Origin of the sequence: Citrobacter sp. B72 (assembly GCF_016894305.1) — a bacterium.
GTDB lineage: Bacteria > Pseudomonadota > Gammaproteobacteria > Enterobacterales > Enterobacteriaceae > Citrobacter > Citrobacter portucalensis.
Window position 1 is genome coordinate 727983 of the sequence record NZ_CP069801.1, and the last position, 13139, is coordinate 741121.

Genomic DNA, 13139 nt, shown 5'->3' on the forward strand with positions numbered 1-13139 from the left:
TTATTTCTCTTCCAGAGAATAAAAAATAGGGTCGCTGGTTTCACGGGTAATTAAATTAAGCCAAATTTTGTTGCCCTGTTCATTTATGATGGCTGTTTTTTGAGTCAAAATTTTACTTAATTCTTGTGCATTAATGTCGCCTTCTGCCTGTAGTGAATTGAGTAGACGAGAGAATGACTCAATTTTTGCTGCACGAAATAGACGCTCTTTTAAATGGCGGTCGCACTCTTCAAATAGCATATTTCGTGACTGACCGGTAGCGGTTGAGCTAATCAAAATATCGGATTCGTAATCGCTTAATGTTATCTTCCCCTGAGTCAAATTTTCACTATTATCTGTGGAGGTGGTATTGTCAGGTGAGTTGGATAAGTGAAAACACGAGGGAACAAGATGCTCGGGAAGCATGTTGAAATATCCTTTGATGCCAATGATATGTTGTTTTAAATAAACCATGCCGCGTTGACAATAGCATGGCGTAATTTTAAAATCAAAAAAAATGGAGCCAGTATATGAACAGTATATTTTATTCTGTTATTACCCTGCTATTGCTGACCTGCGGGGTACTTTTGTTGATGCGCAGTGCAAATAAAAACCGTAATGCAGAAAATGGATACGCTGAAAACCAGCCGGAAATACTGAGTAAAGAAGAGGGTGAAGATCATTTCTCGGTACTGATGAATTCGATTACTCCGGTTTGGTATTGGCGCGTCAATCACGAATATATCGATTTTATCCACTCGACGATCAAACGGATGACAATGGTGGAGCTGAATGAGACGCCAGGGCTATTTGATGCACAGCGGCGTTGCAGCGATCTCAACTCTGCAGTGTATAAATATTACGACAATATTAAAAAACGCTGTCTGAGTGGCGAGAAAGTCCCGCATGCCGATCTGGACGTGCTTAACTTACGTCAGTGCTTCAGGGAGTTCAGCCTGGAAGCCTACCCTGCACTTGTCGCGCTGGTGTGGCCGGAATATCAGCGCCCAGAAATCAAAGCAGAAGAGGTGTGAGGGACTGGCTGGCCCGTATTACGTGCCGGGAAGAACAACGTTGCTACCCGGCACGGTGTTACCTACGGTTATTTGTCAGATGAGGCCTGCCACAGGTTCAGCTTACCGTCCGCGACGTGCTTATCGATCTGCGCCAGTTCTTCGGCGCTGAACGTCAGATTCGCCAGCGCCTGAACGTTTTCTTCCAGTTGCTCCGGTCGACTGGCGCCAATCAATACCGACGTTACCCTGTTGTCTTTTAGCAGCCAGCTTAAGGCCATTTGTGCCATCGACTGTCCACGCTGTTGCGCCATCTCATTAAGCAAACGCAGGCTGGTAAGGTTTTCTTCCGTCAGCATGTTTTCCGTTAACCCACGAACCTTTTTCCCTTCACGCTGCATGCGTGAACCTTCCGGAATACCGTTAAGGTATTTCCCCGTCAGTAGTCCCTGAGCCAGCGGCGTAAATGCGATGCAGCCCATACCGTTGGATTCCAGCGTATCCAGCAGGCCGCTGCTGTCTACCCAGCGGTTAAGCAGGTTGTAAGACGGCTGATGGATCAGCAATGGAATTTTCCATTCCCGCATCAGCTCGGCCATTTTCTGCGTACGTTCCGGAGAATAGGATGAGATGCCGACATACAGCGCTTTACCGCTTTGCACGGCGTGGGCCAGCGCCGAGGCGGTCTCTTCCATTGGCGTATTTTCGTCAACGCGGTGAGAGTAGAAGATATCGACATAGTCGAGACCCATGCGTTTCAGACTCTGGTCGAGGCTGGCGAGCAGGTATTTGCGCGAACCGCCAGAACCGTATGGCCCAGGCCACATGTCATAGCCTGCCTTGGTGGAGATAATCAGTTCATCGCGATAGTGTGCAAAATCCTCGCGCAGCAATCGGCCAAAATTCTCTTCTGCGCTGCCCGGTGGCGGCCCATAGTTATTGGCTAAATCAAAATGCGTGATGCCTAAATCAAATGCTTTACGCAACAGGGCGCGCTGTGAATCCAGCGCCTGAACGTTCCCAAAACTGTGCCATAAACCCAGCGATAGCGCGGGTAAACGCAAACCGCTGCGCCCACAGTAGCGATAGAGCATCTGCTCGTAACGTTCAGGATTGGCAAACCAGGCCATGAGATCTCCTTAGTGCAGGTGAATTTCGAAACAACGTTTCTATTCTAGCGGGTTCACGGTGAATATCCCGTTCACCAGGTCACACTGAGATGAAAAACTGGGCAAAAACAGGTCACTGTGCTTTGCTTAAAAAAACATCAATCAGGAGTGCGACGATGCCGCGTTTGACTGCCAAAGACTTTCCGCAAGAGCTGCTCGACTACTATGACTATTACGCGCATGGCAAAATAACGAAACGCGAGTTTCTCAATCTGGCAGCGAAATATGCAGTGGGTGGCATGACGGCGTTGGCCTTATTCAATTTATTGAAACCCAACTATGCCCTCGCAACGCAGGTAGAATTTACCGATCCCGATATTCTGGCGGAATATATTACCTATCCTTCGCCTGAAGGGCATGGTGATGTGCGGGGGTATTTAGTTAAACCTGCGAAGGTGACAGGGAAAGTTCCGGCGGTGGTGGTAGTGCATGAGAATCGTGGGCTGAATCCGTATATTGAAGATGTGGCGAGACGGGTGGCGAAGGCGGGCTTTATGGCACTTGCGCCGGATGGATTAAGTTCGGTAGGGGGATATCCTGGCAATGATGATAAAGGTCGGGAATTGCAGCAGCAGGTTGATCCCGTAAAGTTGATGAATGATTTTTTTGCCGCCATTGAATTTATGCAACATTATTCAGGGGCGACGGGAAAGGTAGGTATTACCGGATTTTGCTACGGTGGTGGTGTGTCGAATGCCGCTGCTGTGGCTTTCCCTGAACTGGCCTGCGCGGTGCCTTTTTATGGGCGGCAGGTTCCTACATCAGATGTCCCTAAAATAAACGCGCCTTTATTACTGCACTATGCGCAATTAGACACACGTATTAATGAGGGATGGCCTGCCTATGAAGCGGCGCTTAAGGCCAATAAGAAAGTCTATGAAGCCTATATCTATCCCGGTGTTAATCATGGCTTTCACAACGATTCGACCCCCCGTTATGATAAAGCTGCCGCTGATTTAGCCTGGGAACGTACTCTTGCGTGGTTTAAAAAATATTTGCGATAGAAAACAATAGATTATTTAATGCTTATAACTAATTACCTGAATAATAATGCTACCTAATTTCATTAGCATTCATATTGATATAGTGTGGAGAGATAGTGGATGTACTTAAGAAAGTAAAAAAATAAAGAACGCATTATATCTTCTCTACTGCCTGCCGATAACAAGGATAAGTATCGCCTGATGGCGAATTCCTCATCAACGGCAAGGAAATTATTATGCGTTTGCTGAAAAACTTCACTATTCGTATTGTCATGTTGGCAATATTGGGACTTTTTTGCCTGCTCTGGTCGGGCGTGGGTTTATTCAGTCTTCATTCGTTATCAAAAATATCTGAAGGCAATGATATTGACCGTCATCTTGTCCATCAGATGACGGTTCTCAGTCAGGGTAACGATCAGTACTTTCGCTTCGTAACGCGCTTAAGTCGCGCCATGGATGTCAAAATGAGTGGCGGAACGCCTGATTTTGCGCCAGCGCAACAGTCCCTGGAGAATATGAGCAAAAAACTCCAGGAGATGAAAACATTATCTCCGGGCCCTATGGATCCTGACGTCGCTAACGCAGTACTGACGAAGTGGCAGGCGCTGCTGGACAACGGCGTGATCCCGCAAATGCAACTGGCGCAGCAGGGCACGCTTACGGCCTTTGCGGAGCATGCCAGCACTATTACACCCGCGTTGAGCCGTGAATTTGGCGCCAGTGCCGAGCGTTTTAACGCCACGGCAGGTGAGCGACTCGATACCACCCGCGTGATGGTCGATGGCAAAACCTCTATCATCCGGACGCTAATTATCACCGCCGTGATCCTTGGGATTGCCCTCCTTTTCTTTACCGACCGCTACCTTGTCTCCATGATGGTGAAACCGCTGGGACGTATTCGCCAACAGTTCCAGCAGATTGCGCAGGGCGATCTTAGCCATCCCATCGAAGATTTTGGTCGTAACTGTGTGGGTCAACTGGTGCCGTTATTGTGCGCGATGCAGGATAGCCTGCGCGAAGCCGTCAGTACCATCCGTTCAGGTAGTGACAACATCTGGCGAGGGGCGACGGAAATTTCGACCGGGAATAACGATCTCTCCTCACGTACTGAAGAGCAGGCTGCGGCACTGGAAGAGACCGCTGCCAGCATGGAGCAACTGACCGCAACGGTAAAACTGAACGCAGAAAATGCGCGTGAAGCCAGCCTGCTTGCCGATACGGCCACAGAAACGGCAGGCAAAGGGAGCACGCTGGTTTCAGAAGTGGTAGAGACGATGGACGGCATTGCCGCCAGCTCTAAACAGATCGCGGAAATCACGTCAGTTATTAATAGCATTGCTTTCCAGACCAACATTCTGGCGCTGAACGCGGCGGTTGAAGCAGCCAGGGCAGGCGAGCAGGGGCGCGGTTTTGCCGTCGTCGCCGGTGAAGTACGTAACCTTGCCAGTCGCAGCGCCGGGGCGGCGAAAGAGATTGAGACGCTGATTGGCGAGTCATCGCGTCGTGTTGATCAGGGTGCTCGTCTGGTTAAAGAAACAGGATTAACCATGGAGGCGATTCTGCGCGGCGCCACCGAAGTGACTGTCATCATGAAGCAAATTGCCTCTGCCTCGGAAGAACAGAATAAGGGTATCTCGCAGGTGAGCGTGGCGATCACGCAGATGGACAGCGTAACGCAACAGAATGCTGCGCTGGTAGAACAAGTTTCCGCCGCGGCAGTGGCGCTGGAACGACAAACAGAGGAGCTGCAACGCTCGGTGCAACAGTTCCGCCTTTCCGCTAATGATGTGCAATACGCAGCCAGCCAAACCACTTCCTCTTCAGCAGACAGCAAAACGTCTGCGGCCGCTAAAACGGATGAGTGGGTGTCCTTTTAAGCCGTTATAAAAAGTTCGTGATACCTCTGGTCTTTGCTTAAAAAATCGCTATATAATTTATTATATAGCGATTGGAGGTTATGCATGGACAACCATTTTGGTAAAGGCCTGATGGCCGGATTAAACGCCTCAAGTGCGGACAGTGCACGCTCGGTGGCGAATTTTTGTGCGGATTATAAGCGTGGTTTTGTGCTGGGATTTTCACATCGAATGTTTGAAAAAACGGGCGATCGACAGCTCAGCGCGTGGGAAGCGGGGATCCTGACGCGCCGTTATGGGCTGGATAAAGAGATGGTGATGGATTTCTTTAAAGAGAACCAGTCCAGTACAACAATTCGGTTTTTCATGGCTGGCTATCGACTCGAAGCTTGATCCGAAAGGGGTATTATCTTGCTTTAATTAATTACACTATTGACCTACGCCTTCGTTTTGTTGCTCCGCCGAAGTATTATAATGCACATAACCATATAAAAAGTGTGGTAATGGCGCGCCGATCGCAATATGCAACATGCGAATGGTGCAAAATAAAAGCCAGGTCTTCGCAACGGAATAACTATAAAATGACTGGAGATAACTCTCTCATCAATTCGAGCGGCATTAATCGCCGTGATTTCATGAAGCTTTGTGCAGCACTGGCCGCTACCATGGGGCTCAGTAGCAAAGCCGCCGCAGAAATGGCCGAATCAGTTTCTCGTCCTCAGCGCCCACCGGTTATCTGGATTGGTGCTCAGGAGTGTACGGGTTGTACTGAATCGCTGCTTCGCGCGACACACCCTACAGTGGAAAACCTCGTTCTGGAGACAATCTCTCTGGAATACCATGAGGTACTCTCTGCCGCCTTCGGCCATCAGGTTGAAGAGAACAAACATAACGCTCTGGAGAAGTACAAAGGGCAATATGTTCTGGTAGTAGATGGTTCTATCCCACTGAAAGATAATGGTATTTACTGTATGGTTGCCGGCGAACCGATCGTGGATCACATCCGCCGGGCCGCAGAAGGCGCAGCCGCTATCATTGCCATCGGCTCTTGCGCCGCGTGGGGTGGTGTTGCTGCCGCTGGCGTTAACCCAACGGGTGCCGTCGGCCTGCAAGAAGTTCTGCCAGGCAAAACCATCATCAACATCCCCGGCTGTCCGCCGAACCCGCATAACTTCCTCGCAACGGTCGCGCATATCATCACTTATGGTAAGCCGCCGAAGCTGGATACCAAAAACCGTCCGACATTCGCCTATGGCCGTTTGATTCACGAACACTGCGAACGTCGCCCGCACTTCGATGCTGGTCGTTTTGCCAAAGAGTTTGGTGATGAAGGCCACCGCGAAGGTTGGTGCCTCTACCATCTGGGCTGTAAAGGACCAGAAACCTACGGCAACTGCTCAACGCTGCAATTCTGCGATGTGGGCGGCGTGTGGCCGGTGGCTATCGGTCACCCTTGCTACGGCTGTAACGAAGAAGGCGTCGGCTTCCATAAAGGTATTCACCAGCTTGCTCATGTAGAAAACCAAACGCCGCGTTCCGAGAAACCTGATGTCAACATGAAAGAAGGCGGCAATGTTTCTGCCGGAGCGATTGGACTGCTGGGTGGCGTAGTAGGACTGGTTGCCGGTGTCAGCGTGATGGCGGTTCGTGAACTGGGGCGTCAGCAGAAGAAAGATAACGCTGACTCACGGGGAGAATAACCGTGAACAGACGTAACTTTATTAAAGCAGCCTCCAGCGGGGCATTGCTGTTGGGCGCAGCGCCGTCCATCAGCCATGCGGCTGCAGAAAACCGTCCGCCGATCCCTGGTTCTCTTGGGATGCTCTATGACTCGACGCTGTGCGTAGGCTGCCAGGCCTGTGTCACCAAGTGTCAGGATATCAACTTCCCGGCGCGTAACCCGGAAGGCGAGCAAACCTGGTCGAACAACGACAAACTGTCGCCGTATACCAATAACATCATTCAGGTGTGGCGTAGCGGAACAGGCGTTAACAAAGACCAGGAAGAAAATGGTTACGCATACATCAAGAAACAGTGCATGCACTGTGTTGATCCGAACTGCGTTTCCGTTTGCCCGGTCTCCGCGCTGAAGAAAGATCCGAAAACCGGCATCGTCCATTATGACAAAGATGTCTGCACGGGCTGTCGTTACTGCATGGTCGCCTGCCCGTACAACGTGCCTAAGTACGACTACAACAACCCGTTTGGTGCGCTTCACAAATGTGAACTGTGTAACCAGAAAGGCGTTGAGCGTCTGGACAAAGGTGGTTTACCGGGTTGTGTTGAAGTGTGCCCAGCCGGTGCGGTGATTTTTGGTACGCGTGAAGAGCTGATGGCTGAGGCGAAAAAACGTCTCGCGCTGAAGCCAGGTAGCGAATACCACTATCCGCGTCAGACGGTGAAAGCAGGCGATACCTATCTGCATACGGTACCGAAGTACTACCCGCACCTGTACGGTGAGAAAGAAGGTGGTGGTACGCAGGTTATGGTACTGACGGGTGTTCCTTACGAGGATTTGGATCTGCCGAAGCTGGATGATCTTTCAACTGGTGCGCGTTCCGAACATGTTCAACATTCCCTGTACAAGGGCATGATATTACCCCTGGCTGCGCTGGCGGGCTTAACCGTGCTGGTTCGTCGTAACACGAAAAACGACCATCACGATGGAGGAGACGATCATGAGTCATGATCCTAAACCGCTGGGCGGAAAAATAATCAGCAAACCGGTCATTATTTTTGGGCCGCTTATCGTCCTGTGTATGCTCCTGATCGTGAAACGTCTGGTCTTCGGACTGGGCTCAGTCTCCGATCTGAACGGCGGTTTCCCATGGGGTGTATGGATCGCGTTTGACCTGTTGATTGGTACTGGCTTCGCGTGCGGCGGTTGGGCGCTGGCGTGGGCGGTGTATGTTTTCAACAGAGGCCAATACCATCCGTTGGTTCGTCCGGCGCTGCTGGCGAGCCTGTTTGGCTACTCGTTGGGTGGTCTGTCGATCACCATTGACGTCGGTCGTTACTGGAACCTGCCGTATTTCTACATTCCGGGCCACTTCAACGTGAACTCGGTACTGTTCGAAACGGCGGTCTGTATGACCATCTATATCGGCATCATGGCGCTGGAATTTGCTCCGGCTCTGTTTGAACGCTTGGGGTGGAAAGTTTCCCTCAAACGTTTGAATAAAGTGATGTTCTTTATTATTGCCCTCGGCGCGCTGCTGCCAACCATGCACCAGTCTTCAATGGGTTCATTGATGATTTCTGCGGGTTATAAGGTGCATCCGCTATGGCAAGCTTATGAAATGCTGCCGCTTTTCTCGGTATTAACCGCCTTTATTATGGGCTTCTCGATCGTCATCTTTGAAGGCTCGTTGGTACAAGCCGGTCTGAAAGGTAACGGTCCGGACGAGAAAAGTTTGTTCATCAAGCTGACGAATACCATCAGCGTGCTGCTGGCGATTTTCGTCGTTCTGCGCTTTGGCGAACTGATCTATCGCGACAAGCTGTCCTATGCGTTCTCAGGCGATCTTTACTCCCTGATGTTCTGGCTTGAAGTCGTGCTGATGGTCTTCCCGCTGGTGGTGCTGCGCGTCACTAAGCTGCGTAATGACTCGCGCATGCTGTATCTGTCTGCGCTGAGCGCATTGCTGGGTTGTGCAACATGGCGTCTGTCCTATTCGCTGGTGGCGTTCAATCCTGGTGGTGGCTACCACTACTTCCCGACCTGGGAAGAGCTGTTGATTTCTATTGGTTTTGTGGCTATTGAGATTTGTGCATACATCGTACTCATTCGTCTACTGCCGATACTTCCTCCTTTAAAACAAAACGATCAAAATCGTCATGAGGCGAGCAAAGCATGAGCCAGAGAATTACTATTGATCCGGTAACCCGTATTGAGGGTCATTTACGCATCGACTGCGAAATCGAAAATGGCGTGGTATCTAAAGCATGGGCTTCCGGTACCATGTGGCGCGGCATGGAAGAGATCGTGAAAAACCGCGATCCGCGCGATGCCTGGATGATTGTGCAGCGTATCTGTGGTGTTTGTACGACCACTCACGCTATCTCTTCCGTTCGTGCAGCAGAAAGTGCGCTGAATATTGATGTTCCGGTGAACGCACAGTATATCCGTAACATCATTCTGGCCGCGCACACCACGCATGACCACATTGTTCACTTCTATCAGCTGTCTGCGCTGGACTGGGTGGATATCACTTCTGCACTGAAAGCTGACCCAGCGAAAGCGTCTGCCATGCTGAACGGCGTGTCCTCCTGGCACCTGAACAGCGCAGAAGAGTTCACCAAGGTTCAGAACAAGATCAAAGACCTTGTTGCCAGCGGTCAGTTAGGCATTTTTGCTAACGGTTGCTGGGGGCACCCGGCAATGCAGCTGCCGCCGGAAGTGAACCTGATTGCGGTCGCACACTACCTGCAAGCGCTGGAATGCCAGCGTGATGCCAACCGCGTTGTGGCACTGTTGGGCGGTAAAACGCCGCACATCCAGAACCTGGCAGTAGGTGGGGTTGCTAACCCAATTAACCTTGATGGCCTCGGCGTGCTGAACCTTGAACGCCTGATGTACATCAAGTCCTTCATCGATAAGCTGAGCGACTTCGTTGAGCAGGTGTACAAGGTTGATACCGCGGTTATTGCTGCGTTCTATCCTGAGTGGCTGGAACGTGGTCAGGGTGCGGTTAACTACCTGAGTGCGCCGGAATTCCCGACAGACGGTAAAAACGGCAGCTTCCTGTTCCCGGGCGGTTACATCACCGATGCCGATCTGTCGACCTATCGTCCGATCACCTCTCACTCCGATGAGTACCTGATCAAAGGGATTCAGGAGAGTGCGAAACACGCGTGGTACAAAGACGAAGCGCCGCAGGCTCCGTGGGAAGGCACAACGGTTCCTGATTACACCGGTTGGTCAGACGACGGCAAATACTCCTGGGTTAAAGCACCGACCTTCTACGGTAAAACGGTTGAAGTGGGTCCGCTGGCCAACATGCTGTGTAAACTGGCGGCCAAACGCGAGTCTACCCATGCCAAGCTGAATGAAATCATCGCGATTTACACCAAGCTGACCGGTAAAACTATCGAAGTGTCGCAGTTGCACTCTACGCTGGGCCGTATTATTGGCCGTACTGTTCACTGCTGTGAACTGCAGAACGTTCTGCAGGATCAGTACAACGCGCTGATTGTGAACATCGGTAAAGGCGACCACACCACCTTCGTGAAACCGGATATTCCGGCAACAGGCGAATTCAAAGGTGTTGGTTTCCTCGAAGCGCCACGCGGTATGCTGTCTCACTGGATGGTGATTAAAGACGGCATTATCAGCAACTACCAGGCGGTTGTACCGTCAACCTGGAACTCTGGCCCACGTAACTTTAATGATGAAGTGGGACCGTATGAGCGCTCGCTGGTAGGTACGCCGATTGCCGATCCAAACAAACCGCTGGAAGTGGTTCGTACCATTCACTCCTTCGACCCTTGTATGTCATGTGCGGTGCATGTGGTGGACGTTGACGGGAACGAAGTGGTCTCAGTTAAGGTTCTGTAATGCGGATATTAGTCTTAGGGGTCGGCAATATTTTGCTGACCGACGAAGCCATCGGGGTACGTATCGTTGAGGCATTAGAGCAACGATACATCCTGCCAGACTTTGTTGATGTTCTGGACGGTGGTACGGCTGGGATGGAGCTTCTCGGCGATATGGCGAACAGAGATCATCTGATCATTGCTGACGCCATTGTGTCGAAGAAAAACACGCCAGGAACGATGATGGTCCTGCGGGATGAAGAGATCCCGGCGCTGTTTACCAACAAAATCTCACCGCACCAGCTTGGCCTGGCCGACGTATTGTCGGCCCTGCGTTTTACCGGCGAGTTTCCGAAAAAGCTGACCTTAGTCGGCGTTATTCCGGAATCGTTGGAACCGCATATCGGGCTAACGCCAACGGTTGAAGCGATGATTGAACCTGCGCTGGAGCAGGTTCTTGCCGCGCTTCGCGAATCAGGCGTTGAAGCGATCCCTCGGGAGGCGGCTCATGTCTGAGGAGTTTGTCGGTTTTCAGACGGCCCCGAAGACGCAGATTCAGGCAGCGTTTGAAGAGGTTGCCCGGCGTTCGATGCACGATCTCTCTTTCTTGCATCCGAATATGCCGGTGTATGTCTCTGATTTTACGCTGTTTGAAGGACAGTGGACGGGGTGTGTTATCACCCCCTGGATGCTCAGCGCACTGATTTTCCCCGGACCGGACCAGATCTGGCCGGTGCGTAAAGTCAGTGAAAAAATCGGGTTGCGTCTGCCGTACGGCGAGATGACCTTTACCGTTGGTGAACTGGAGGGCGTATCGCAATACCTTTCCTGTTCACTGATGTCGCCGCTTTCGCACAGTATGTCGGCGCAAGAAGGTGTGCGTCTGACTGACGATTGCGCGCGCATGCTGTTATCGCTGCCGGTGAGCGATCCGAATGCGCCGCAGCTAAATCGCCGCGCGCTGCTGCTGGGTCGTCGGAACTGCGAAAATGCATGAGCTGTCCCTTTGTCAGAGCGCGGTTGAGATTGTTCAACAGCAGGCAGAGCAGCACGGTGTCAAACGTGTAACCGGCGTTTGGCTGGAAATCGGAGCGCTCTCGTGCGTTGAAGAGAGCGCCGTCCGTTTCAGCTTCGACATCGTCTGTCAGGGCACGCTGGCGCAAGGGTGTGAGCTGCATATTGATTACAAACCAGCCCAGGCATGGTGCTGGGATTGCAGTCAGGTTGTGGAAATCACCCAGCATGATGCGCAGTGTCCACTATGTCAGGGCGATCGTCTGCGGGTTGATGCAGGCGATTCACTGAAAGTGAAAAGTATTGAAGTCGAATAACCCATAGGTTGCTATGGGGCGGAGTCAGATATGTGTATTGGAGTCCCTGGTCAGGTTCTGGCCGTTGGTGAAGATATTCACCAGCTTGCGCAGGTTGAAGTGTGCGGCATCAAACGTGATGTCAATATTGCCCTGATTTGTGAAGGTGATACCGCTGAGCTGGTCGGGCAATGGGTGCTGGTGCACGTAGGGTTCGCCATGAGCATCATTGATGAAGATGAAGCTAAAGCCACGTTAGACGCACTTCGCCGCATGGAGTACGACGTCACCAGCGCATGACAATCGGTTAGTGCCTGATGGCGTTGCGCTTATCAGGCCTACGCCTTCTATGTAGGCCGGATAAGGCATTTATGCCGCCATCCGGCATCTTGCGTTAACCCTGGCGCTTATCTTCGGTATTGGTGTCGAAGTCGCTGGCGTCATGGCGTTCATGAAGCTGTTCGTTCAGCGGCCCGTTGGTACGGTTTACAATACGGCCACGCTTAACCGCCGGACGCGCGGCAACCTCTTTTGCCCAGCGCTGCACGTGCTTGTAGCTTCCTGCGTCAAGGAACTCTGCCGCGTCGTACACGTTACCCAGCACCACATTGCCAAACCATGGCCAGACCGCCATATCGGCAATGGTGTATTCATCTCCTGCCACAAACTGATGCTGTGCTAACTGTTTATCCAGCACGTCGAGCAAGCGTTTGGCTTCCATCGTGAAGCGGTTGATCGCGTACTCGATTTTTACCGGCGCATAGTTATAGAAGTGGCCAAAACCACCGCCGAGGAACGGCGCCGCGCCTTGTAGCCAGAACAGCCAGTTCAGCGTTTCGGTACGTTTTGCCAAATCTTGCGACAGGAAATAACCATATTTTTCCGCCAGATAGAGCAGAATTGCGCCAGATTCGAATACGCGAACCGGTGGGTTTTGCGAGTGGTCGCGCAGTGCCGGGATCTTCGAGTTCGGATTCACCTCAACAAAGCCGCTGGAAAACTGATCGCCATCGCCAATGCGAATAATCCAGGCATCGTATTCCGCGCCCTTCACGCCCTGCGCCAGCAGCTCCTCCAGCATAATCGTCACTTTCTGCCCGTTTGGTGTACCCAGCGAATAGAGCTGCAGCGGATGCTTGCCAACCGGCAGCGTTTTTTCGTGGGTGGCGCCGGAAATCGGGCGGTTGATATTGGCGAATGCGCCGCCGTTCGATTTTTCCCACGTCCAGACTTTCGCGGGCTGATAGGTATTGTCTGACATATTGACCTGCCTTCTGAGTGGTTGTGTTGATGC

15 protein-coding genes are annotated in these 13139 nt (G+C 51.7%); 12 read left to right on the plus strand and 3 right to left on the minus strand.

The window, feature by feature from the left end; all coding sequences use genetic code 11:
- A complete protein-coding gene (locus tag JQN59_RS03515; RefSeq protein WP_048215539.1) occupies nt 1-405 on the minus strand; it encodes a hypothetical protein in 405 nt (134 codons plus the stop codon).
- 104 nt (nt 406-509) lie between these two features.
- On the opposite strand from JQN59_RS03515, the gene JQN59_RS03520 reads away from it, so the two are divergent.
- A complete protein-coding gene (locus JQN59_RS03520; RefSeq protein WP_008785809.1) occupies nt 510-1013 on the plus strand; it encodes an ESA_00282 family adhesion-associated protein in 504 nt (167 codons plus the stop codon).
- A 68-nt stretch (nt 1014-1081) separates the two neighbouring features.
- Here the strand turns inward: JQN59_RS03520 and JQN59_RS03525 are convergent, their stop codons facing one another.
- Nucleotides 1082-2122 (minus strand): aldo/keto reductase, encoded by a 1041-nt coding sequence (locus JQN59_RS03525; RefSeq protein ID WP_048215540.1) that lies wholly within the window; start codon nt 2120-2122, stop codon nt 1082-1084.
- Between the two features lie 155 nt (nt 2123-2277).
- On the opposite strand from JQN59_RS03525, the gene yghX reads away from it, so the two are divergent.
- The 11 genes from yghX to hybG all read left to right on the plus strand — a co-directional run bounded on the left by yghX (nt 2278) and on the right by hybG (nt 12145).
- A complete protein-coding gene (yghX, locus tag JQN59_RS03530) occupies nt 2278-3165 on the plus strand; it encodes a YghX family hydrolase (RefSeq protein WP_149608068.1) in 888 nt (295 codons plus the stop codon).
- A 215-nt stretch (nt 3166-3380) separates the two neighbouring features.
- Nucleotides 3381-5021 carry a methyl-accepting chemotaxis protein gene (locus JQN59_RS03535; RefSeq protein WP_057068274.1) on the plus strand — a complete coding sequence of 547 codons (1641 nt, stop codon included), beginning with the start codon at nt 3381-3383 and terminating at the stop codon, nt 5019-5021.
- 84 nt (nt 5022-5105) lie between these two features.
- Nucleotides 5106-5393 (plus strand): DUF2623 family protein, encoded by a 288-nt coding sequence (locus tag JQN59_RS03540; protein ID WP_003024490.1) that lies wholly within the window; start codon nt 5106-5108, stop codon nt 5391-5393.
- Nucleotides 5394-5581: 188 nt separating this feature from the next.
- Entirely contained in the window at nt 5582-6700 is a 1119-nt protein-coding gene (gene hybO, locus JQN59_RS03545; protein WP_003024486.1) for a hydrogenase 2 small subunit, read from the plus strand.
- A 2-nt stretch (nt 6701-6702) separates the two neighbouring features.
- On the plus strand, nt 6703-7689 hold the full coding sequence (gene hybA / locus JQN59_RS03550) for a hydrogenase 2 operon protein HybA (RefSeq protein WP_003828357.1): 987 nt from the start codon (nt 6703-6705) through the stop codon (nt 7687-7689).
- A complete protein-coding gene (gene hybB, locus JQN59_RS03555; protein WP_003828354.1) occupies nt 7679-8857 on the plus strand; it encodes a Ni/Fe-hydrogenase cytochrome b subunit in 1179 nt (392 codons plus the stop codon). The genes hybA and hybB overlap by 11 nt, the downstream gene beginning before the upstream one ends.
- Nucleotides 8854-10557: a hydrogenase 2 large subunit gene (gene hybC / locus JQN59_RS03560; protein WP_003828353.1), complete on the plus strand. Its 1704-nt coding sequence runs from the start codon at nt 8854-8856 to the stop codon at nt 10555-10557. The genes hybB and hybC overlap by 4 nt, the downstream gene beginning before the upstream one ends.
- A complete protein-coding gene (locus JQN59_RS03565; protein ID WP_032944999.1) occupies nt 10557-11051 on the plus strand; it encodes a HyaD/HybD family hydrogenase maturation endopeptidase in 495 nt (164 codons plus the stop codon). Before hybC ends, JQN59_RS03565 begins: the two co-directional genes overlap by 1 nt.
- Nucleotides 11044-11532, plus strand: a complete 489-nt coding sequence (gene hybE, locus JQN59_RS03570) for a hydrogenase-2 assembly chaperone (RefSeq protein WP_008785804.1) — start codon at nt 11044-11046, stop codon at nt 11530-11532. Before JQN59_RS03565 ends, hybE begins: the two co-directional genes overlap by 8 nt.
- Nucleotides 11525-11866 carry a hydrogenase maturation nickel metallochaperone HypA gene (gene hypA / locus JQN59_RS03575; protein ID WP_003828349.1) on the plus strand — a complete coding sequence of 114 codons (342 nt, stop codon included), beginning with the start codon at nt 11525-11527 and terminating at the stop codon, nt 11864-11866. Before hybE ends, hypA begins: the two co-directional genes overlap by 8 nt.
- 30 nt (nt 11867-11896) lie before the next feature.
- Nucleotides 11897-12145: a hydrogenase maturation factor HybG gene (hybG, locus tag JQN59_RS03580; RefSeq protein WP_003024459.1), complete on the plus strand. Its 249-nt coding sequence runs from the start codon at nt 11897-11899 to the stop codon at nt 12143-12145.
- A gap of 94 nt (nt 12146-12239) precedes the next feature.
- Here the strand turns inward: hybG and yghU are convergent, their stop codons facing one another.
- The gene (gene yghU / locus JQN59_RS03585; RefSeq protein ID WP_149608029.1) at nt 12240-13106 is read right to left on the minus strand and encodes a glutathione-dependent disulfide-bond oxidoreductase; all 867 of its coding nucleotides are present in this window, start codon (nt 13104-13106) and stop codon (nt 12240-12242) included.
- Nucleotides 13107-13139: the final 33 nt, after the last annotated feature.